The sequence below is a fragment of the Paracoccus sp. DMF genome (assembly GCF_004407025.1).
GTDB classification, from domain to species: Bacteria; Pseudomonadota; Alphaproteobacteria; order Rhodobacterales; family Rhodobacteraceae; genus Paracoccus; species Paracoccus aminovorans_B.
In genome coordinates this window covers 1-19,589 of sequence record NZ_SOKV02000053.1, presented here as the reverse complement: position 1 = coordinate 19,589, position 19,589 = coordinate 1, and the positions used below count along the sequence as shown (strand labels likewise).

Annotated in this window: 21 protein-coding genes and 1 pseudogene; 11 read left to right on the top strand and 11 right to left on the bottom strand. The window is 70.0% G+C overall.

Going from position 1 to position 19,589, the window contains the following annotated elements; translation table 11 throughout:
- A partial coding sequence (locus E3D03_RS17940) for a helix-turn-helix domain-containing protein (protein ID WP_263568069.1) occupies positions 1-265 on the top strand: 265 nt, incomplete at its 5' end.
- A gap of 33 nt (positions 266-298) precedes the next feature.
- Here E3D03_RS17940 and ric read toward each other — a convergent pair.
- Genes ric through E3D03_RS17925 form a run of 3 tightly spaced genes read right to left on the bottom strand, consistent with a single transcriptional unit; the run spans position 299 to position 3,023 of the window.
- The gene (gene ric, locus E3D03_RS17935; RefSeq protein WP_263568068.1) at positions 299-964 is read right to left on the bottom strand and encodes an iron-sulfur cluster repair di-iron protein; all 666 of its coding nucleotides are present in this window, start codon (positions 962-964) and stop codon (positions 299-301) included.
- Positions 961-1,557, bottom strand: a complete 597-nt coding sequence (locus tag E3D03_RS17930; RefSeq protein ID WP_263568067.1) for a UbiX family flavin prenyltransferase — start codon at positions 1,555-1,557, stop codon at positions 961-963. The genes ric and E3D03_RS17930 overlap by 4 nt, the downstream gene beginning before the upstream one ends.
- Positions 1,554-3,023: a UbiD family decarboxylase gene (locus E3D03_RS17925; protein ID WP_263568066.1), complete on the bottom strand. Its 1,470-nt coding sequence runs from the start codon at positions 3,021-3,023 to the stop codon at positions 1,554-1,556. The genes E3D03_RS17930 and E3D03_RS17925 overlap by 4 nt, the downstream gene beginning before the upstream one ends.
- Before the next feature lie 103 nt (positions 3,024-3,126).
- On the opposite strand from E3D03_RS17925, the gene E3D03_RS17920 reads away from it, so the two are divergent.
- The 3 genes from E3D03_RS17920 to E3D03_RS17910 are packed head-to-tail and all read left to right on the top strand — an operon-like array spanning position 3,127 to position 5,549.
- On the top strand, positions 3,127-3,660 hold the full coding sequence (locus E3D03_RS17920; RefSeq protein ID WP_263568065.1) for an SCP2 domain-containing protein: 534 nt from the start codon (positions 3,127-3,129) through the stop codon (positions 3,658-3,660).
- Positions 3,660-4,655, top strand: a complete 996-nt coding sequence (locus E3D03_RS17915; protein ID WP_263568071.1) for a peptidase U32 family protein — start codon at positions 3,660-3,662, stop codon at positions 4,653-4,655. Before E3D03_RS17920 ends, E3D03_RS17915 begins: the two co-directional genes overlap by 1 nt.
- Before the next feature lie 3 nt (positions 4,656-4,658).
- Positions 4,659-5,549: a U32 family peptidase gene (locus E3D03_RS17910; RefSeq protein WP_263568064.1), complete on the top strand. Its 891-nt coding sequence runs from the start codon at positions 4,659-4,661 to the stop codon at positions 5,547-5,549.
- A gap of 9 nt (positions 5,550-5,558) precedes the next feature.
- Here the strand turns inward: E3D03_RS17910 and E3D03_RS17905 are convergent, their stop codons facing one another.
- The 6 genes and pseudogenes from E3D03_RS17905 to E3D03_RS17880 form a co-directional block, all read right to left on the bottom strand.
- Positions 5,559-7,169 carry a dihydroxyacetone kinase family protein gene (locus E3D03_RS17905; RefSeq protein WP_318013768.1) on the bottom strand — a complete coding sequence of 537 codons (1,611 nt, stop codon included), beginning with the start codon at positions 7,167-7,169 and terminating at the stop codon, positions 5,559-5,561.
- A gap of 96 nt (positions 7,170-7,265) precedes the next feature.
- Positions 7,266-7,421 (bottom strand): hypothetical protein, encoded by a 156-nt coding sequence (locus E3D03_RS17900; RefSeq protein ID WP_263568073.1) that lies wholly within the window; start codon positions 7,419-7,421, stop codon positions 7,266-7,268.
- Positions 7,422-7,529: 108 nt separating this feature from the next.
- Positions 7,530-7,781 carry a sugar phosphate isomerase/epimerase gene (locus E3D03_RS17895; protein ID WP_263568072.1) on the bottom strand — a complete coding sequence of 84 codons (252 nt, stop codon included), beginning with the start codon at positions 7,779-7,781 and terminating at the stop codon, positions 7,530-7,532.
- Between the two features lie 91 nt (positions 7,782-7,872).
- Positions 7,873-8,157 (bottom strand): annotated as a pseudogene (locus tag E3D03_RS17890) (SDR family oxidoreductase); the annotation flags it as partial.
- A 37-nt stretch (positions 8,158-8,194) separates the two neighbouring features.
- A complete protein-coding gene (locus E3D03_RS17885; RefSeq protein ID WP_411969833.1) occupies positions 8,195-9,235 on the bottom strand; it encodes a transketolase family protein in 1,041 nt (346 codons plus the stop codon).
- A gap of 5 nt (positions 9,236-9,240) precedes the next feature.
- Complete coding sequence (locus E3D03_RS17880) at positions 9,241-10,371, bottom strand: transketolase (RefSeq protein WP_263568063.1); 1,131 nt, start codon at positions 10,369-10,371, stop codon at positions 9,241-9,243.
- 155 nt (positions 10,372-10,526) lie between these two features.
- Here E3D03_RS17880 and E3D03_RS17875 point away from each other — a divergent pair, with 155 nt between their 5' ends.
- Positions 10,527-11,630, top strand: a complete 1,104-nt coding sequence (locus E3D03_RS17875; RefSeq protein WP_263568062.1) for a pyridoxal phosphate-dependent aminotransferase — start codon at positions 10,527-10,529, stop codon at positions 11,628-11,630.
- 48 nt (positions 11,631-11,678) lie between these two features.
- On the opposite strand, the gene E3D03_RS17870 is transcribed toward E3D03_RS17875, so the two are convergent.
- Positions 11,679-12,161 carry an Lrp/AsnC family transcriptional regulator gene (locus E3D03_RS17870; RefSeq protein ID WP_017999247.1) on the bottom strand — a complete coding sequence of 161 codons (483 nt, stop codon included), beginning with the start codon at positions 12,159-12,161 and terminating at the stop codon, positions 11,679-11,681.
- A 122-nt stretch (positions 12,162-12,283) separates the two neighbouring features.
- On the opposite strand from E3D03_RS17870, the gene E3D03_RS17865 reads away from it, so the two are divergent.
- The 6 genes from E3D03_RS17865 (at position 12,284) to topA (ending at position 18,937) form a co-directional block, all read left to right on the top strand.
- Positions 12,284-12,610, top strand: a complete 327-nt coding sequence (locus tag E3D03_RS17865; protein WP_062561702.1) for a DUF2849 domain-containing protein — start codon at positions 12,284-12,286, stop codon at positions 12,608-12,610.
- Positions 12,603-14,267, top strand: a complete 1,665-nt coding sequence (locus tag E3D03_RS17860; protein WP_263568061.1) for a nitrite/sulfite reductase — start codon at positions 12,603-12,605, stop codon at positions 14,265-14,267. The genes E3D03_RS17865 and E3D03_RS17860 overlap by 8 nt, the downstream gene beginning before the upstream one ends.
- Complete coding sequence (locus E3D03_RS17855; RefSeq protein WP_062561700.1) at positions 14,260-14,991, top strand: phosphoadenylyl-sulfate reductase; 732 nt, start codon at positions 14,260-14,262, stop codon at positions 14,989-14,991. Before E3D03_RS17860 ends, E3D03_RS17855 begins: the two co-directional genes overlap by 8 nt.
- A complete protein-coding gene (locus tag E3D03_RS17850; protein ID WP_263568060.1) occupies positions 14,988-15,359 on the top strand; it encodes a DUF934 domain-containing protein in 372 nt (123 codons plus the stop codon). Before E3D03_RS17855 ends, E3D03_RS17850 begins: the two co-directional genes overlap by 4 nt.
- Positions 15,360-15,410: 51 nt before the next feature.
- On the top strand, positions 15,411-16,250 hold the full coding sequence (locus E3D03_RS17845) for a ferredoxin--NADP reductase (RefSeq protein ID WP_263568059.1): 840 nt from the start codon (positions 15,411-15,413) through the stop codon (positions 16,248-16,250).
- Between the two features lie 125 nt (positions 16,251-16,375).
- The gene (topA, locus tag E3D03_RS17840) at positions 16,376-18,937 is read left to right on the top strand and encodes a type I DNA topoisomerase (RefSeq protein ID WP_263568058.1); all 2,562 of its coding nucleotides are present in this window, start codon (positions 16,376-16,378) and stop codon (positions 18,935-18,937) included.
- Here the strand turns inward: topA and E3D03_RS17835 are convergent, their stop codons facing one another.
- Positions 18,938-19,513: a hypothetical protein gene (locus E3D03_RS17835; protein WP_263568057.1), complete on the bottom strand. Its 576-nt coding sequence runs from the start codon at positions 19,511-19,513 to the stop codon at positions 18,938-18,940.
- Between the last annotated feature and the right edge of the window lie 76 nt (positions 19,514-19,589).

Sequence of the window (19,589 nt, the reverse complement as noted above, 5' to 3'; positions counted from 1 at the left end):
GCTCAAGGCCCGCTCGGGCGCGCAGCGGGTGGCGGAATTCCTGCTGGACCTGTGCCCGCCCGATGCCGAAAGCGCCACGGTGGTGCTGCCCTATGACAAGGCGCTGATCGCCGGCCGGCTGGGGATGAAGCCCGAAAGCCTGAGCCGTAGCTTTGCCCGGCTGCGCAAATGCGGGGTGCGGATCGACCAGGCCAGCGCGGTCATCGACTCGGTTCCCCAGCTGCGCGGGCTGGCGCATGACGACGGCCCGGGCCGCGCGCCTTAGGCGGCGGGCGACCGGGGCCGCCCGCCCGATCCGTCAGGCGGCAAGGGCGCGCGGAAAAAGCACCGTCTCCTCCAGGTGGATATGCGCGACGACATCGTCGCAGAGCTTGCGCAGCCCGGTGTAAAGCGCGGTCCAGGACCCGCAGGCGCCCTCGGGCAGGGTCAGGCCGTGGGTCACATGCTCGATGCGGCGCAGCAGGTCCGAGGTCACGGCATGCTCTTCGGCCATCACCCGCACCGGCTCGGCCAGCACGGCGCCGGCGCCTTGCAGCATGGCCGGGAACAGCAGGTTTTCCTCTTTCGACATATGCGTCTCGAGGTCGTCGCGCAGCGCCAGCAGGATCTCGGTCAGGCCCAGCGGCGCCTCGTCATGGTCGCCGTGCACCGTCTCGACCCGGTTGGCGAGCTGCACGAGCAAGTTCATCTCCTCGCGGTGGGTGGCGTGATAGCGGTCGAGGATATGGGCGATCAGCTCGGGCGTGGCCTGCGGCGCGTCCCGGCCGGCGCGGTCGATCAGCGCCTGCAATGCGGCGGTCAGCGCGGCAAGGTCCAGCCCGGCCTTGGCGGCGGCATCGGCCAGGCTCAGCGCGCCGCCGCAGCAAAAGCTGATGTCGGCATCGCGAAAGATCTGGGCGGCGCCGGGCAGCCGGGCGGCAATGTCGCGCACGGTGGTTTCAGGCGCAAGCAGGGGGTCGGTCATCGGGATTCTCCGGTTGGTCGGGGGTTGGGGCCGGTTTCCGGCATCCAGGCCTGCGCCTGCGGCGCGGCCAGATGCAGAAGGTCGACGGCGCGGGCGGCGATCTGGGCGGTCGCCTGCGCCAGCGTGGTGTGATGCAGATAAAAGGCCGGGACCGGCGGCAGCACCGTCGCGCCCATCTCGGTCACCGCCTGCATGTTCTTCAGATGCGCCAGCGTCAGCGGCGCCTCGCGCGCCAGCAGGACCAGCGGCCGGCGCTCTTTCAGCTGCACCCCGGCGGCGCGGGTCAGCAGGTTGTCGTCGAACCCGTGCGCAATGGCGGCCAGGCTGCGCATCGAGCAGGGCGCGACGATCATCCCCGCCACCGGGCAGGAGCCCGAGGCGATGGACGCGCCCAGGTCGCCCAGCGGGTGCCGGCGGGCGGCCAGGGCCGCAAGCGCCGCCTCGGCATCGGGCCCGACCTCTTCGGCCAGCGTGCGCGCGGCCATGGCGGACAGCACCAGGTCGATCTCGACCCCGGCCCGGACCAGCGCCCGCGCGCAATCCAGGGCCAGCGCCGCGCCGGATGCGCCGGACACGCCCAGCACCACCCTCATGGCAGGATCTCCGCCAGCAGCGCCTCGGCCCGGGCCTCGTGCGCGGGGTCGAGGTGCATCTCGCGGCCCCAGTCCCGGCTGGTCTCGGTGCCGATCTTGGTGGTGGCGTCGATGCCGATCTTGCCCGCCAGCCCCTCCAGCGGCGAGGCGAAGTCGAGATAGTCCATCGGCGTGCGGTCCAGCAGCATGACGTCGCGGCCCGGGTCCATCCGGGTCGAGATCGCCCAGGCGATGTCGTCCCAGTTGCGGATGTCCAGATCGCCGTCCACCACCACGATCATCTTGGTATAGCTGAACTGCGGCAGCATCCCCCACAGCGCCATCATCACCCGCCGGGCCTGGCCGGGATAGCGCTTGTCGATCCGGACCACCGCCATGCGATAGGAGCAGGCGGCGGCGGGCAGCCACAGGTCCTGCACCTCGGGGATCTGCGCCCGGATCACCGGCAGCGCGAGCTCGTTGAACACTTCGCCGATGACCGAGGGCTCGTCCGGCGGTCGGCCGGTCACGGTGGACAGGTAAAGCGGGTTGTCGCGGCAGGTGATGGCGCTGACCCGCAGCACCGGAAAGGGTTCGACGGCGTTGTAATAGCCGGTATGGTCGCCGAAAGGCCCCTCGGGCGCGGTCTCGCCGGGGTGGACCCAGCCCTCGACCACGATCTCGGCCCGGGCAGGCACCATCAGCGGCACCGAGCGGGCGGGCACCAGTTCGGTCCGCGCACCGCGCAGCACGCCCGAGAACCCCAGCTCCGACACGGTTTCCGGCAGCGGCAGCGCCGCCGCCAGCAAAAGCGCCGGGTCCGCGCCCAGCGCGATTGCCACCGGCATCGGCTCGCCCGCGCGCAGCCAGCCGCGGTGATGCGCTGCGCCGCCGCGATGGGCGAGCCAGCGCAGGATCAGCCGGTCCGGCCCCAGCACCTGGGCGCGATAGACGCCGAGGTTATAGCGCGACAGATCCGCTGCCGCGCTGTCCTGCGGCCGGGTCATCACCACCGGCCAGGTGATCAGCGGCCCGCCGTCCTCGGGCCAGGGCACCTGCACCGGCAGGGCGTGCAGGCCCGGCAGTTCCGCCGCCTGCACCGGCGCGTGGCGCAGGATCCGCGGCCGGGCCCGCAGCGCCGCCCGCAGCGCCGGCCAATGCGACAGCGCATCGCGCAGGCCGGCCGGCGGCGCGGGGCTGCGCAGGCTGGCCAGGAAAGCGCCGAAGGCGGGGATCTGGTCGATCTCCAGCCCCAGCCCGGCCGCCACGCGGGCCTTGGTCCCGAACAGGTTGGCGATCACCGGCATGCGCGGCCCGTCATGCGCCTCGAAGCGCAGCGCCGGCCCGCCCCGGCGCAGGACCGCCAGCTGCACGGCCGTCATCTCGTGGCGCAGCGACACCGGGCTCGCGACCCGCGCCAACTCACCCCGCTCGCCCAGGTCGGCAAGAAAGGCCCGCAGGTCGGGAAACACGGGCAGGCGGCGCATCATCGGCTCCAGAGGCATCAGGCCCGCAACCTGCCCCGGAAAAACCCCGCATCCCTTGACAATAGTCAAGCACCCCGCGGATTTTTCATGGCAGGGAACGGCCATGACCCAACCGCCCGCCCTGCCCCGCCTGCTTGGCCCCCTTGCGCTGCTGCCCCTGGCGACGCCGGCGCTTGGCCTGGCCTTCACCCGCCTCTTGCGCCGGATCGCGCGGCAAAAGCCCTCGATCCTGGCGCGGCTTGGCGAAAGCCAGTCCGCGCGCTTCCTGATCGACGTTACCGACGGCCCGGTGATCCTGCTGATGGAGCCCGGACCGCGCCGCATCACCGCCAGCCGGCGCGGCCGCGCCGAGCCCGCGCATGACGCGGCGATCCGAGGCCGGCTCGCTGCCTTCCTCGCCATGCTGCACGGCAGCGAGGACGGCGACGCGCTGTTCTTTTCCGGCGATCTGACCATCACCGGCGACATGGCGGCGGTGCTGGCGCTGCGCAACGCGCTGGACGACGCCGAACTGGACCTGACCGAAGAGCTTGCGGCGCTGTCGCGCCCGCCCTTCGACCGCTGGCTGCGCCGGGCATCAAGCCTGGTGGCGCGGCAAAGCGGCTATGTGCTGTCACGAGAGGAGCCCCGGCCATGATGGAACTGGTCTGCCCGGCCGGCACGCCGGCGGCCCTGCGCGCTGCGGTCGATGCGGGGGCGCACACCGTCTATTGCGGCTTTGCCGATGAAACCAATGCGCGCAACTTCCCGGGCCTGAACTTCTCGCGCGAGGAGATGGCGGCCGGGGTGGACTATGCCCGCGCGCGCGGCGCCAGGGTGCTGGTCGCGATCAACACCTTCCCGCGCGCCGGTGCGCAGGCGGTCTGGCACCGCGCCATGGCCGATGCGCATCGGGCCGGCGCCCATGCGGTGATCCTGGCCGATCCCGGGCTGATCGCGCATGCGGCAGAAACCCATCCCGACCTGCGGCTGCACCTGTCGGTGCAGGCGGCGGCCGCCAATCCCGATGCGATCAACCTCTACGCCGAGGCGTTCGGCATCCGCCGCGTGGTGCTGCCGCGCGTGCTGACGGTCGAGGAAATCACCGCCATCAACCGCGAGATCGACATCGAGACCGAGGTCTTCGTCTTCGGCGGGCTGTGCGTCATGGCCGAGGGGCGCTGCTCGCTGTCCTCCTGGGCCACCGGCCTGTCGCCGAACATGAACGGCGTCTGCTCGCCCGCAAGCCACGTCGCCTATGCCGAGACCGCGGGCGCGAGCGAGGCGCGGCTGGGCGGATACCTGATCCACCGCACGCCGAAGGGCGGCCCGGCCCCCTATCCGACGCTCTGCAAGGGCTGTTTCACCGCGCCCGCGACCGAAACCGCCGCCGCCCAGACCGGCCACATCTTCGAGGACCCGGTCAGCCTGGACGCGACCGAGTTGATTCCGAAGCTGCAAAAGGCCGGCGTCACCGCGCTGAAGATCGAGGGCCGCCAGCGCTCGCGCGCCTATGTGGCGCAGGTCGTGCGCGCCTTCCGCGCCGCGGTCGAGGCCGCCGAGGCCGGTGCGCCGATGCCCTCGGGGCTATTGGCGAAGCTGACCGAGGGCCAGGCCGCCACCACCGGCGCCTATGCGAAAACCTGGAGGTAAGCCATGGACCTGACCATCGGCCCGATCGCGTTTTTCTGGACCGCCGAGCAGGTGCGCGCCTTCTACCGGCAGCTCGCCGCCGGCCCGGCGCGGCGCGTGGTGATCGGCGAATGGGTGTGCTCGAAACGGCTGCCGTTCTGGCAGAACGAGATCCCGGCCGCGGTCGAGGCGCTGCAAGCCGCCGGCAAGGAGGTGGCGCTCTCGACGCTGGCGCTGATCACCCTGAAACGCGAGCGCCGGCAGACCGCCGACCTGTTCGCCACCGGCATCCCGGTCGAGATCGCCGACCTGGGCGCGCTGAAGCACCTGCCCGAGGGCGCGCCCTTCCAGGTCGGCCCCATGGTCAATGTCTATAACGAGGGCACGCTGGAATGGCTGGCCCGCAAGGGCGCGACCCGGATCTGCCTGCCGCCGGAGCTGCCGCTGGCCTCGGTCGCGGTGCTGGCCCGGGCCGGGCGCGATGCCGGCGTCGCGGTCGAGGTCTGGGGCCACGGCCGCGCGCCGCTGGCGATCTCGGGGCGCTGCTATCACGCCCGGCTGCACGACCGCGCCAAGGACAGCTGCCTGTTCGTCTGCGGCGACGACCCGGACGGGCGCGCGGTGCAGACGCTGGACGGGCAGAGCTTCCTGACCGTCAACGGCGTGCAGACCATGGGTCACGCCCATACCACCGTGGCCCGCCAGATCGAGGCGCTGCGCGCGGCCGGGGTCGGCGCCATCCGCCTGTCGCCCCAGCACGGCGATTTCGCCACCATCACCGGGATCTACGACAGGGCGGTGCGGCAGGCGGCGGCGCCGGACGACACGGTGGCCGCGCTGGCGGCGGCCATGCCGGGCGCGGCCTTCGCGGACGGCTTCCTTGCGGGAGCGCCCGGGCTGCGCCCGGTGACCTGAGCGGGGGCGCTAAAGCCGCTCGCCCACCACCCGGGCGCAAGGCGCCAGCGAGATCGCCCCGGCATCGGGGTGGCCGAGGCTTTGCTCGGCCAGCGGCCGCGCCCGACCCAGGCGGGGGACGAGCTGCGCCGTGCCCGCTGCCGCCGCCTGCGCGGCTTTTGCCGCCGCGGCCCAGGCTTCGGCAAGAGCATGGCCGGCGCCCACGCCCTGCTCCAGCGTCTCGACGAAGGGCACCAGCGCATCGACCAAGGTCTTGTCGCCGACCTGCGCCCCGCCCATGCCGGTAATGGCCGCCAGCGCGGCACGGGCGCCCTGCGCCACGCGGGGCGCGGTCAGCGCCTCGGCATCGGTCAGCGCCACCCTCCAGGCCCGCAGCGCCGCGCCCCAGAGCGCACCCGAGGTTCCGCCGGCCCGATCCGCCCAGGCATCGCCCGCCAGCGCCAGGACCGTCGCCGCGCCAGCCCCCGCCTCGGCCGCGCGGCAGGCCGCATCGGCGGCAGCACGAGAGCCGCGCGCCATGCCCTGGCCATGATCGCCGTCGCCGGCGCGGGCGTCGATGGCGCCCAGTTCCGCCTCGGCTTCGGCCAGCGCGGCGGCCAGATCGCCGAGCAGGCCCGCGATGCAGCGCCCGGCCTGGACCGATACCGCGCTGCCCGGGCGGATGCCCTGGGCCCCCTCGACCGCGCGCAGGACGCGGGCGGCGGCACTCGCCGCCACCGCACCGCGGCGGAAGGCGGGCGTGTCGGCCGCGGCGCACCACAGCCGCTCCAGATCGGCGTCCAGCCACACCAGCGACAGCGAACAGCCCGCCATGTCGAGGCTGGTGACGAATTCGCCGACCTCGGGCATGACCGGCTGCAGGCCCGCTTTGGCCAGCAGCGCCGTCAGGTGATGCCAGAGCACGAAAAGCTCCTCGTATTTGGTACAGCCGAGCCCGTTCAGCACCACGGCCACGCGGCCCGCATGCCCGGCCGGACGCTCGGCCAGCAGCGGTTCCAAGAGCAGCCGCGCCAGATCGGCGGCGGGCAGCAGGTCGCGCGTGCTGATGCCCGGCTCGCCATGGATGCCAAGGCCAAGCGCCATGCGGCCCGGCTGGACCGAGAACAGCGGCTCGGCCTCGCCCGGCAGGGTGCAGCCATCGAAGGCGATGCCGAAGGACACCGTCGCGGCATTGGCGCGATCGGCCAGCGCCATCGCCGCGTCGAGGTCCAGCCCCTCTTCGGCCGCCGCGCCTGCGACCTTGAAGACCAGGAGGTCGCCCGCCACGCCGCGGCGCTTGTGACGCTGGGCCACGGGGGCGCTGGCCACGTCGTCGGCGACGGCCAGCAGCCGGGCGTCGATGCCCTCGTCCCGCAGCCGCGCGGCGGCGGCGGTGAAGTTCAGCATGTCGCCCGCGTCATTGCCGTAGCCCAGGATCACGCCGCGGCCGTCCTGCGCCTGCCGCGCCACCCCGGCGATGGCCGAGGTCGAGGGTGAGGTGAAGACATCCCCCGCCACCGCCGCATCGGCCAGGCCCGGGTCGACATAGCCCAGGAAGGCCGGGTAGTGCCCCGAGCCGCCGCCGACGACCAGCGCGACCTTGGCGGGGCCGTCGGTGGCGCGGGTCGCCCCGCCCGGCACGGCAAGCACATGGCCCGGATCGGCCGCGCAAAAGCCGGACAGGGATGGGCCGCGAAGGTCTCGGGCGTGTCCTGGATCTTGGTCATGGCAATGCCCTCAAGTCAGGGGCACCAGCCGCCGGGCGGCGGCGACGGTGCGGTTCAGCCAGTCATGCTCCTGCGCACGGGTGGCCTGCAGATTGTCGGAATGCGGCAGCCAGTGCTCCAGGATGACGCTCATGTCCGGGTCGCGGTCCACAAGCGCCGAGAGCACCTCGGACAGCTCGGCCAGGCCCTCGCCCAGGGGGTGCCGTGGATGCGGAAGCCCACGCCGTAAGGGGTCGGGGGTGATCCGGTAATCCTTGAAATGCAGGTTGATGGCCTAGGGCGCCAGCATCCGCACCGTCTGCATCGGCCATTCGCCGGCGCAAATGGAATTCGCCACGTCCAGGCACACGCCCAGCGCGTCGTCGGCCACCGTGTCCAGAAGCGCGACCATGCGGGGCGAGGGATAGTTGAAATGGTTCTCGATGGAAAAGCGCAGGCCGGCGGCCTTGCCCTCGGGCAAGAGCGCGCGCAGCTGCGCGGCCAGTTGCGGCACCGGGATCAGCGCATCCTCGGCATCCAGCGCCACGCGCAGGATGGTCGAGCCGATGCGCCGGCCGATGGGGATATAGCGCGCCAGTTCCTCGGCATCGAAGGATCTCCATGATCTTCAGCGGCTGAGTGATGCCGGCATTGTTCACCAGCACGTCGATGCGGCCCCATTGCGCGATCAGCGCCTGGAAGGCGGCCTTGACGCTGGCCTGGTCGGTGACGTTGCAGGCCAGCCCGACATGGTCCGGGCCCAGTTCGGCGGCGGCGGCCGCGGCGGCGGCCTGGTCCAGGTCCAGGATGGCGACCGTTGCGCCATGCTGCGCGAACAGCCGCGCGGTGGCGAGGCCCAGGCCGCGTTTCGACGCGGCGCCGGTGATGACGGCGAATTTGCCGGTCAGAAGGGCGGTTCCCATGGTGATGCTCCTGTCGGTGATGGGAAAGGGAAAGGGGTTACAGCCAGCCGCGCAGATGCCGGGCGATGGCCCTGGTCGAGATGCCGTAGCGGTCGTGCAGCGTCGGCAGCGCGCCCGCGTCCAGGAACTGGTCGGGCAGGCCGATCATGCGGAAGCTGGGCGCGACGCCGTTCGTCAGCAGGGTCGCGGCGACGGCCTCGCCCAGGCCACCGACGCGGGTGTGGTTTTCGGCGGTGACCACCAGGCGGCCGCCCTTGCGGGCCTCGGCCAGGATGGTCGCGGTATCCAGGGGCTTGATGGTCGGGCAATGCAGCACCGCAACCGAGATGCCGTCACGCTCCAGCGCGGCCGCCGCGTCCAGCGCCCGCATGGTCATGAAGCCGGAGGAGATGACCAGCGCATCCGATCCGTCGCGGATCAGCCTGGCCCGGCCCAGTTCGAAGCGGTAATCCGGGTCGTGGGCGCGCAGGACCGATGGCACCTTGCCGCGCGGCAGGCGCATGTAGACCGGGCCGTCATGGGCCACCAGCGCCGGGACGGCTTCGGCAACGTCGATGGCATCGCAGGGATCGACGATGGTCAGGTTCGGCAGGCCGCGAAAGATCGCCAGATCCTCGGTCGCCTGGTGGCTGGGGCCGTAGCCGGTGGTCAGCCCCGGCAGCGCGCAGACGATCTTGACCGGCAGGTTCTCCTCGGCGATGGCCATGGCGATGAAGTCATAGGCCCGGCGGCTGGCAAAGACCGCATAGGTGGTGGCGAAGGGGATGAAGCCCTCGCGCGCCATGCCGGCGGCGGCCGAGATCATCACCTGCTCGGCCATGCCCATCTGGTAGAAGCGGTCCGGGAAGGCCTGGGCAAAGACATGCAGGTCGGTGTATTTCGACAGGTCCGCGGTCAGCCCGACGATGCGCGGATCGGCCTTGGCAGCGGCGACCAGCGCGTGGCCGAAGGGGGCGGCGACGCTTTCATAGCCCTCGGCCTCCAGCGAGGCGATCATGGCCGAGGTCTTGCCGCTGCCGGTGCCGGGCTGGCGCGGCTGCCACTTGCGGTGCGGGTCATAGGTGGAACGGGTGGTCATGGCCGTCACTCCGGCTTGGTTGCGTCAAGAACGGCCAGCGCCTTCTGCCATTCATCGGCTTCGACGCGGACGAAATGCGTGATCTCGCGGGCCTCGAGGAAGGGCACGCCCTTGCACATCACCGTGTCGCAGATGATGACGCGGGGCCGGGCCTCAGCCAGGTTGCGGGCGGCGTCGAAGGCCGCGACCAGCGCCGGAATGTCGTTGCCGTCGACGCGCTGGACGTGCCAGCCGAAGGCCGCCCATTTGTCGTGCAGCGGCTCGGCGCACAGCATCTCGGTCGACTTGCCGTCGGCCTGCTGGTCGTTGAAATCGACGATGCAGATCAGGTTGCCCAGCTTGTGATGGGCGGCGGACATCGCGGCCTCCCAGGTCGAGCCCTCGCCCAGCTCGCCATCCGACATCAGGTTGTAGACGAAGGCCGGACTGCCCTTGGCCCGCAGCCCCAGCGCCATGCCGACGCCGATGCCCAGGCCCTGGCCCAGCGAGCCGCCGGTGATCTCCATCCCCGGGGTATAGGCGGCCATGCCGGACATGGGCAGGCGGCTGTCGTCGCCGCCATAGGTCTCCAGCTCGGCCTCGGGCAGGATGCCGGCCTCGATCAGCGCGGCGTAAAGCGCGATGGCGTAATGGCCGATGGACAGCAGGAAGCGGTCGCGGCCTTCCCATTCGGGATCGTCGGGGCGGTGGTTCAGCGCGTGGAAATAGGACACGGCCAGCACGTCGGCGATGCCGAGCGCCTGCCCGACATAGCCCTGGCCCTGGACCTCGCCCATGCGCACGGCCTTGCGGCGGATTTCCCAGGCCCGGCGGGGCAGGCTCATGTTCGGAAATGCGGTGGTCCCGCTCATCTTGGCAGTCTCCTTTGATCGGCCCCGACGCGCTGTCGGGGGCGGTGCGCCGCAGACGCGGCAGGCAGGCGTGAGGAAAGGGCGCGGCGGCAGGGCCGCACCGTCGCGTCGATAAAGGGTCATCGCCGGCACATAGCTGACCAGGGCCAGGACGATCATCGACACCAGGAAGAAGGGCCACAGCTCGCGCGTCGTCGCGCCCAGCGAGGTCTTGGCGATCAAGGCGGATATGAACAGCGTGGTGCCGATCGGCGGACGCGGCGACGGGCGGCCGACGACAGCCAACTGATTCGCTCCTATGGGTTGCTGAATGCGGGACGCGCGGCACCGGCCTGAGATTCCATCAGGAGAGCCGCCATGCTACGGCAAGCAGCGCAGCGCCCCCGGGCCGACGCACGGCCCCTTGCGCAGCCCCCGGCTTTGCGGTTTCTCATGACGCCATGACCCGCTTCCGCTTTGCCCCGATCCCGGCCGCCCTGCCCGCCACCGTGCCCTTCACCGGCCCCGAGACGCTCGAGCGCCAGAGCGGCATGCCGTTCCGCGCCCGGCTCGGCGCCAATGAGAACGGCTTCGGCCCCTCGCCCCGCGCCGTCGAGGCCATGGCCCGCGCCTCGGCCGAGATCTGGAAATACGGCGATCCGGACAGCCACAACCTGCGCCAGGCGCTGGCGGCGCATCACGGCACGGCGCCGGAAAACATCATGGTCGGCGAGGGCATCGACGGCCTGCTCGGCCTGCTGGCGCGGCTCATGCTCAGCCCCGGCGAAACCGTGGTCACTTCGGAGGGCGCCTATCCGACCTTCAACTACCATGTCGCGGGCTTCGGCGGCCGGCTGGTCAAGGTTCCCTATCGCGACGATGCCGAAGACCCGCAGGCGCTGACCGACGCCGCCCGCGAAAACGACGCCCGGCTGGTCTATCTCGCCAATCCCGACAACCCGATGGGCAGCTGGCACCAGGGCACGCGGATCGAGGCGATGCTTGCCGACCTGCCCCGGACCAGCCTGCTGGTGCTGGACGAGGCCTATGCGGAATTCGCCCCCGCGGACGCCATTCCCCGCATCGACCCCGAGGACGCGCGGGTGATCCGCTTGCGCACCTTCTCCAAGGCCTATGCCATGGCGGGCGCGCGCGTAGGCTACGCCATCGGCCCTTCCGAGCTGATCGCCGGTTTCGACCGCATCCGCAACCATTTCGGCATGAACCGCACGGCGCAGATCGGCGCGCTGGCGGCCTTGCAGGACCAGGACTGGCTGGCCCATATCCGGGCCGAGACCGCCGCCGCCCGCGGCCGCATCGCCGCCATCGCGCAGGACAACGACCTGGCCGCCCTGCCCTCGGCCACGAATTTCGTCGCCATCGACACCCGGCGCGACGGCACCTTCGCCCGCGCCCTGCTGCAAGTCCTGGGCGCCGAAGGCATCTTCGCCCGCATGCCCGGCACGGCGCCGCTCGACCGCTGCATCCGCGTCTCCTGCGGGCCCAGGCCGGAACTCGACGCCTTCGCCGAGGCGCTGCCCCGCGCGCTCAGGGCGCTGGCGTAAGACTTTCACCGTTTTCCAAATACTCCGGCAACCGCGCCGCCGGCACGACTATTCCAGTGCAAGCGCCGTCGTCGCCTTCAGCTCCTCCATGGACAAAAGCGCGGTGACGTTGTGGATCTTCACCTCGGAAATCAGCGCCTGGTAGAAGCGGTCATAGGCCCGCGCATTCCGCACCCGCACCTTCAGGATATAGTCGATGTCGCCGGCCAGCCGATGCGCCTCGATCACCTCGGGCCGGGCGCGCACCGCGGTCAGGAACTTGCGCGCCCATTCGGGATCATGCTCGCTGGTGCGGATCAGCACGAAGAAGCAGGCGTCGAGCCCCAGCGCATCCGGGTCCAGAAGCGCCACCTGCGCCCGGATCACCCCGGCCTCGCGCAGCTTGCGAATCCGGTTCCAGACCGGGGTCTTCGAGGCCCCCACCCGGGCCGCGATGTCGTCCAGCGACAGAGTCGCGTCCTCTTGCAGCAGGGACAGGATTTTGCGGTCCGTGTCATCCAGCCGGATGGGTGTTTGTCGCTCGTCGCTCATCGTGAAATCCCTTCCTACGCTCGCCCGGAACCGCGGGAGATGTTTCTTATTTCTCCGCCCCACTCGTCAATATGGGGGATTATTTTCTATATTGCAGGGACAGAAAACGAAAGGCAAAGGCCATGTCCAAGGGCTTCACCCCATCCCCCGCAACCCCCGGCGTCATCACGGCGAATGACCTGCGTATGGGCCATTGCGTGTGGATGCGTAACGGCCAGTGGACCGCCGACCCGCGCGAGGCCGAGCTGTTCGAGGACGAGGCCATCGCCGAGCTGGCCCTGCTCGACGCCATCGCCCAGGCCGGCCTGGTCGTCGGTGCTTATCTGGTCGAAGCCAGGCGCGGGCCCGACGGCCGCCCCGAGCCGGCGCATTTCCGCGAAGCGTTCCGCCGCAGCGGCCCGACCCACAAGCATTTCCAGCAAGCCGAAGCCGAGGCCAGCCATGTTTGACGCGCGTCCCCAGCACAACGACCAGCATCGCGAATACCTGCGCCACCGCGCCCAGCAGTTCCGCCGCCAGGTCGAGCGCCGTCTGGACGGCAGCCTGACCGAAGAGGAATTCCGGCCGCTGCGGCTGAAGAACGGCGTCTATCTGCAGCTGCATTCCTATATGTACCGGGTGGCGATCCCCTATGGCGCGCTGACCCCGGACCAGATGCGCATGCTGGGCCATGTGGCCGAGCGCTGGGACCGCGGCTATGGCCATTTCACCACCCGCACCAATATCCAGTTCCACTGGCACAAGCTGGTCGATATCCCGGATTCGATGGATGCGCTGAACTCGGTCGGCATCCACTCGATCCAGACCTCGGGCAACACCATCCGCAACGTCAATGCCGACGCCTTCGCCGGCGCCGCCGCCGACGAGCTGGAGGATCCGCGTCCCTGGGCCGAGCTGATCCGCATCTGGTCCACCGACCATGCCGAATTCCAGTTCCTGCCGCGCAAGTTCAAGATCTCGGTCTCGGCCGGCAAGCAGGACCGTTCGGCGGTCTCGGCCTATGACATCGGGCTGCGCATCGTCGAGCAGGACGGCCAGCGCGGCTTCCAGGTCTGGGTCGGCGGCGGCCTGGGCCGCACGCCCTATCTGGGCCAGGTGATCCGCGATTTCCTGCCGCAGGCGGACCTGCTGCCCTATCTGGAAGCGATCCTGTCGGTCTATAACCTGACCGGCCGGCGCGACAACAAATGGAAGGCCCGCATCAAGATCACCGTGAACGAGCGCGGCCTGGACGTGTTCCGCGCCGATGTCGAGGCAGAGTTCGCGCAGCGCCGCCGGCAGTTCTCGGGCCTGGACCAGGAGATCCTGCGCGACCTGCGCGAGCGTTTCGCGCCGCCGGAGTTCCTGGACGCACCGGTCGAGGGTTATGAGGCCGCGCGCGCCGCGAACGGCGCCTTCCGCTCCTGGACCGACACCAACCTGCACCCGCACAAGGTGCCGGGCTATGCCAGCGTCATCGTCACGCTGAAGGCGCCGGGCGCCACGCCGGGCGACATGAGCGCCGACCAGATGCGGCTGGTGGCCGACCTGGCCGAGCGGCTGGCCCATGGCGACATCCGGGTGAACCACGACCAGAACCTGGTGCTGCCGCATGTGCGCAAGGCCGACCTGGCCGAGCTTTACGAGGCGCTGCGCCCGGTCGGACTGGCGACGGCGAACTTCGGCAAGATCACCGACATCATCTCTTGCCCCGGCATGGACTATTGCACCCTGGCGACCGCGCGCTCGATCCCGATCGCGCAGGACATCGCCGCGCATTTCCGCGCCCGCGGCCTGGAAGACGACATCGGCGAGATGAAGATCCGCATCTCGGGCTGCATCAACGCCTGCGGCCACCACCACCTGGGCCATATCGGCATCCTGGGCCTGGACCGGGCCGGGGTCGAGAACTACCAGATCACGCTGGGCGGCGACGGCTACGAGATCCCGACGCTGGGCCAGCGCGCCGGCGCCGGTTTCCCGGCGGACGAGGTGGTGCCGGCCATCGACCGGCTGGTCGACGCCTATCTGGAACTGCGGGAATCGCCCGAGGAACGCTTCATCGACGCCTATCGCCGTCTTGGGGTGGCGCCGTTCAAGGCGGCGCTGTATCCGGCCGATGCTTGACGACACGCTGGACGCGCGCGCCGCGCGGTTGAATGATCGCTACAAGCATCATGCCGCGACCGAGGTGCTGCGCCGCGCGTTGAAGGACCCGGACCTGGGTTCGACGACGCTGGTCTCGTCCTTCGGCTCGGAATCGGTGGTGCTCCTGCACATGGTCTCGGTGGTGGCGCCGGGCACGCCGGTGCTGTTCATCGACACGATGATGCTGTTCCAGGAAACGCTGGACTATCAGCTCGAGGTCACGCGCAAGCTGGGCCTGACCGACGTGCGGGTGATCCGCGCCACCGAACGCGAGGTGGCGCTGAACGACCCGGACGGCACGCTGCACCAGTTCAACACCGACGCCTGCTGCGATTTCCGCAAGACGATTCCGCTGGAGCGCGAGCTGTCCAAGTTCGACGCCTGGATCACCGGCCGCAAGCGTTTCCAGGGCGGCGAGCGCCAGCAGCTCGACTTCTTCGAATCCGAGCCGCCCTCGCGCCTGCGCATCAATCCCCTGGCGCATTGGCGGCGCGAGGACGTGCAGGAATACATGGCGGAAAACAACCTGCCGCGGCATCCGCTGGTCGCCAAGGGCTATGCCTCGATCGGCTGCGCGCCCTGCACCTCGCCGATCAAGCCGGGCGAAGACCCGCGCGCCGGGCGCTGGCGCGGCCAGGCCAAGACCGAATGCGGCATCCACTTCATCGGCGGCAAGATGGTCCGCGCAGGAGCGAACACATGAGCGATTTCTTTCTGGTCCGCGACGACGGCTTCCATCCCGACGACGGCGCCGAGCCGGTCGTTCTGGGCCCCGACACCGACCTGGCCACGCTGGACGACTATCTTGGCCACGAGCTGCTGGCCATCGACTTCCCGGCGATGACCGACGGCCGCGGCTTTTCGCTGGCGCGGCTCTTGCGGCAAAAGGGCTACAAGGGTCGCCTGCGCGCCGTTGGCGGCCTGATCGCCGACCAATACGCCATGGCGCGCCGGGTGGGCTTCGACGAAGTCCGCATCCCGGCCGCGCTCGCCGCCCGCCAGCCACAGGAACAGTGGCTTTACCGTGCCGACTGGCAGGATTGGGACCATCGGTCGCGCCTTGCTGGTTGAGTCCGGGGTTTCCCCCCGGCGCCCTTGTGATCTAGATAGACCGGAATCGACATGACCCTGGATGTGCCCGTGGCCGAAGTTGCCGCCAAACCCGCAAAGACCCTGCCCGACGCCCAGACCGTGACCGCGGTGCGGCACTGGACCGACCGGCTGTTCTCGTTCCGCGTGACGCGGCCGGCCTCGCTGCGCTTCCGCTCGGGCGAGTTCGTGATGATCGGCCTGCCGGGCGACAACGGCAAGCCGATCCTGCGCGCCTATTCCATCGCCTCGCCGGCCTGGGACGACGAACTGGAATTCTATTCGATCAAGGTGCCGGACGGGCCGCTGACCTCGAAGCTGCAAAACATCCAGCCGGGCGACGAGATCATCCTGCGCCCGAAGCCGGTCGGCACGCTGGTGCTGGACGCGCTTCTGCCCGGCAAGCGGCTGTGGTTCCTGGCCACCGGCACCGGCATCGCGCCCTTCGCCAGCCTGATGCGCGAGCCGGAGAGCTATGAGCGTTTCGAGCAGGTCATCATGATGCACACCTGCCGCACCGCCGACGAGCTGGCCTATGGCCGTGAGCTGGTCGAGAACCTGAAGAACGACCCGCTGCTGGGTGAGCTTTACGGCGAGACATTCGCCAGTCGGCTGCTTTACTACCCGACGACCACGCGCGAGACGTCGCCCCATATGGGCCGGATCACCGACAACCTGAGTTCGGGCAAGGTCTTTGCCGATCTGGGCCTGCCGCCGATGGATGCGGCGAATGACCGCGCCATGATCTGCGGCAGCCTGGCCTTCAACACCGATGTGAAGGCGGTGCTGGAGGGCTTCGGCCTGCGCGAGGGCGCCAACAGCGAGCCCAAGGAATTCGTTGTCGAAAAGGCCTTCGTCGGCGACGGCATCTGACCCGCTGCCCGGGGGCTTTGCGCCCCCGGACCCCCGCAGGATATTTGGACAAGAAAGAAGCCCGGCGTTGACAGTCCGCCGGGCTGTGCCCATGTTCCGGCGCCGAATCATGCGAAGGAATTTTCATGCCTGTCGTCGTCGTTGAATCCCCGGCCAAGGCCAAGACGATCAATAAATACCTGGGCGACGACTATACGGTTCTGGCGTCCTTCGGCCATGTCCGCGACCTGCCGCCCAAGGATGGCAGCGTCGATCCCGATGCCGATTTCGCCATGAAATGGGAAGTGGCGGCGGACTCGCGCAAGCATGTCAAGGCGATCAAGGATGCCCTGGCGAGCGACCCGAACCTGATCCTTGCCACCGACCCCGACCGCGAGGGCGAGGCGATCTCGTGGCACCTGCTGGAGACGCTGGCGCCGGCGCTGAAGAAGGGCGCCGAGGTCAGCCGCGTCACCTTCAACGCCATCACCAAGACTGCCGTGACCGAGGCGATGGCCAATCCGCGCCAGATCGACCAGCCGCTGGTCGATGCCTATCTGGCGCGCCGGGCGCTGGATTACCTGGTCGGCTTCAACCTGTCGCCGGTCCTGTGGCGCAAGCTGCCCGGTGCCAAGTCGGCCGGCCGGGTGCAGTCGGTCGCCCTGCGTATCATCGTCGACCGCGAGATGGAGATCGAGGCCTTCAAGGCCCGCGAATACTGGTCGGTGCATGCCCGCCTGGCGACCCCGCGCGGCGATGAATTCGACGCCACCATGATCGTCTTCGGCGGCAAGAAGCTGGAACGTTTCGACATCGCCGATGAAGAAGCCGCCAAGCTGGCCGTCGCCGCGATCCGCTCGCGCGACCTGAAGGTCGCCAGCGTCTCGGCCAAGCCCGCCAGCCGCAATCCCTGGCCGCCCTTCATGACCTCGACCCTGCAGCAGGAGGCCAGCCGCAAGCTGGGCCTGGGCGCGCGGGCCTGCATGTCGGCGGCGCAGCGGCTCTACGAGGCCGGCCACATCACCTATATGCGGACCGACGGCATCGACATGGCGCCCGAGGCGGTGATGGCGGCGCGCGACGCGATCAAGGCCCGGTTCGGCGCGGAATACCTGCCGAAATCCCCGCGCATGTACAAGAACAAGGCCAAGAATGCGCAAGAGGCGCATGAGTGCATCCGCCCGACCGACATGGGCCTGTCGCCCGACCGGCTGCCGGTCGCCGACAAGGACCAGAAAGCGCTCTACGACCTGATCTGGAAGCGCACCATCGCCAGCCAGATGGAATCGGCCCGCATGGAGCGCACCACGGTCGAGATCGCCAGCGCCGACGGCCAGGTCGGGCTGCGCGCCAATGGCCAGGTCATGCTCTTCGACGGCTTCCTGCGCGTCTATGACCAGGGCCGCGACGACGAGGACGACGAGGACGGCCGCCGCTTGCCGCTGATCCAGGAGGGCGAGACCGCCGACAAGCGCTCGGTCACGCCCGAGCAGCACTTCACCCAGCCGCCGCCGCGCTATACCGAGGCGACGCTGGTCAAGCGCATGGAGGAGCTGGGCATCGGCCGGCCCTCGACCTATGCCAGCATCGTCACCACGATCCAGGACCGCGACTATGTCCGCAAGGAACAGAACCGCCTGATCCCCGAGGACAAGGGCCGGCTGGTCACCATCTTCCTGCTGAAATACTTCCCGCGCTATGTCAGCTACGATTTCACCGCGCATCTGGAGGGCGAGCTCGACGACATCAGCGCCGGCGACCTAGCCTATCGCGAGGTGCTGCGCCGCTTCTGGCGGGACTTCACCGCGGCGCTGGAAGGCACCAGCGAGCTGCGCATCACCGAAGTGCTCGAGGCGATCGACGAGGCGCTGGCGCCCGCGCTCTACCCGCCGCGCGCCGATGGCAGCGACCCGCGCGAATGCCCGCTGTGCCACAAGGGCCGGCTGCACCTGAAGACGGCGCGCTCGGGCGGGGCCTTCATCGGCTGCACCAACTACCCCGAGTGCCGCTTTACCCGGCCGATCAGCAGCCCCGATGCCGAGGTGGTCGGCGATACCGTGCTGGGCACCGACAAGGGCGACGAGATCAGCCTGAAGAACGGCCGCTTCGGCCCCTATGTCCAGCGCGGCGAGGCCACGGCCGAGCAGCCGAAGCCGCCGCGCGCCTCGATCCCCAAGGGCTGGGACCTGGCCTCGGTCGATCTGGGAAAGGCGCTGGCCCTGCTGGCGCTGCCGCGCGAAATCGGCCCCCACCCCGAGGACGGCGTCCCGGTCGAGGCCGGCATCGGCCGCTACGGCCCCTATGTCAAGCACGGCAGCAAATACGCGAACCTGCCCGAGGTGGACGAGGTCTTCACCATCGGCATGAACCGCGCCGTCGAGGTGCTGGCCCAGAAGGTCACCCGCGGCCGCGCCGCCGCCGCCGCGCCGCTGGCGGAACTGGGCGAGCACCCCGAGGGCGGCCCGGTGCAGGTCATGGCCGGCCGCTACGGCCCCTATGTCAAATGGGGCAAGGTCAACGCCACCCTGCCGCGAGACCTGGAGCCGGGCGCCGTAACCTTGGAACGGGCGCTGGAGCTGGTCGCGGAAAAGGCAGGCAAAGCGAAGAAACCGGCCCGGAAGACCACCGCCAAGGCCGAAAAACTTCCGGCCAGGAAAGCCGCCGCCAAGAAGCCCGCCGCGAAGAAAACCGCGAAAAAAGCCGAATAGTCAGGCCAGGGACGCCCGCGCCGCCAGCCGCAGCGCATGCGAGGCGTCCCGCGCCACCACCGGCAGCGCCGGATCATAGGCGGCGCGGATCACCCGCGCCAGCGCGGCCGAGGGCTGCACGTCCCGCGCGAATGTCAGCATCGCGCGCACTGCCAGCGCCTCGGCCAATTGCCCCGGATGCGCCTCGGCCAGCGCGCCGCCCATGGCCACCAGCGTGATGCAGGCCCGGATGCCGCCGTCGCCGTCAAAGCGGAACACCCGGTACTGGTCCGCCCGCTGCGCCTTCAGCCGCGCCGGCAGGCCGGGCTGCCCGACCAGCCGGTCGAAATCCGGCACGCCCGCCAGCTCGTCCCAATCGCGGACAAAGAAGCCCAGCATATTGGCGCCCATCTCGGGATCGGTCTCGGCCAGCGAATGGCCGGCATCGGCCAGAACCGCCGCCGTGGCGGCCCGGAACACGGCCAGGCTCTCATCCGCCAAGCCGAAGATCACCGGCGCCACCGGCCGCCCCCACCTTGCGCACAGATACTGCCCATCGCGGGTGAACAGCCCCGCGATCTCCTCCGCCTGCATCATTCTCTTTTGTGTCCAAATATCCTCGGGGGTGAATTGCGGCGCGAGCCGCAAGAGGGGGCAGACAGCCCCCTCCCCT

Excerpts from the sequence above, each read along its gene's own strand:
- ric (WP_263568068.1), bottom strand. The coding sequence starts at position 964 with ATGACCGACCCCCTGCTTGCGCCTGAAACCACCGTGCGCGACATTGCC.
- E3D03_RS17855 (WP_062561700.1), top strand. The coding sequence starts at position 14,260 with ATGCTTGACGACACGCTGGACGCGCGCGCCGCGCGGTTGAATGATCGC.
- E3D03_RS17860 (WP_263568061.1), top strand. The coding sequence starts at position 12,603 with ATGTTTGACGCGCGTCCCCAGCACAACGACCAGCATCGCGAATACCTG.
- E3D03_RS17870 (WP_017999247.1), bottom strand. The coding sequence starts at position 12,161 with ATGAGCGACGAGCGACAAACACCCATCCGGCTGGATGACACGGACCGC.
- E3D03_RS17845 (WP_263568059.1), top strand. The coding sequence starts at position 15,411 with ATGACCCTGGATGTGCCCGTGGCCGAAGTTGCCGCCAAACCCGCAAAG.
- E3D03_RS17930 (WP_263568067.1), bottom strand. The coding sequence starts at position 1,557 with ATGAGGGTGGTGCTGGGCGTGTCCGGCGCATCCGGCGCGGCGCTGGCC.
- E3D03_RS17835 (WP_263568057.1), bottom strand. The coding sequence starts at position 19,513 with ATGATGCAGGCGGAGGAGATCGCGGGGCTGTTCACCCGCGATGGGCAG.
- E3D03_RS17885 (WP_411969833.1), bottom strand. The coding sequence starts at position 9,235 with ATGACCACCCGTTCCACCTATGACCCGCACCGCAAGTGGCAGCCGCGC.
- E3D03_RS17915 (WP_263568071.1), top strand. The coding sequence starts at position 3,660 with ATGGAACTGGTCTGCCCGGCCGGCACGCCGGCGGCCCTGCGCGCTGCG.
- E3D03_RS17850 (WP_263568060.1), top strand. The coding sequence starts at position 14,988 with ATGAGCGATTTCTTTCTGGTCCGCGACGACGGCTTCCATCCCGACGAC.
- topA (WP_263568058.1), top strand. The coding sequence starts at position 16,376 with ATGCCTGTCGTCGTCGTTGAATCCCCGGCCAAGGCCAAGACGATCAAT.
- E3D03_RS17910 (WP_263568064.1), top strand. The coding sequence starts at position 4,659 with ATGGACCTGACCATCGGCCCGATCGCGTTTTTCTGGACCGCCGAGCAG.
- E3D03_RS17865 (WP_062561702.1), top strand. The coding sequence starts at position 12,284 with ATGTCCAAGGGCTTCACCCCATCCCCCGCAACCCCCGGCGTCATCACG.
- E3D03_RS17925 (WP_263568066.1), bottom strand. The coding sequence starts at position 3,023 with ATGCGCCGCCTGCCCGTGTTTCCCGACCTGCGGGCCTTTCTTGCCGAC.
- E3D03_RS17875 (WP_263568062.1), top strand. The coding sequence starts at position 10,527 with ATGACCCGCTTCCGCTTTGCCCCGATCCCGGCCGCCCTGCCCGCCACC.
- E3D03_RS17920 (WP_263568065.1), top strand. The coding sequence starts at position 3,127 with ATGACCCAACCGCCCGCCCTGCCCCGCCTGCTTGGCCCCCTTGCGCTG.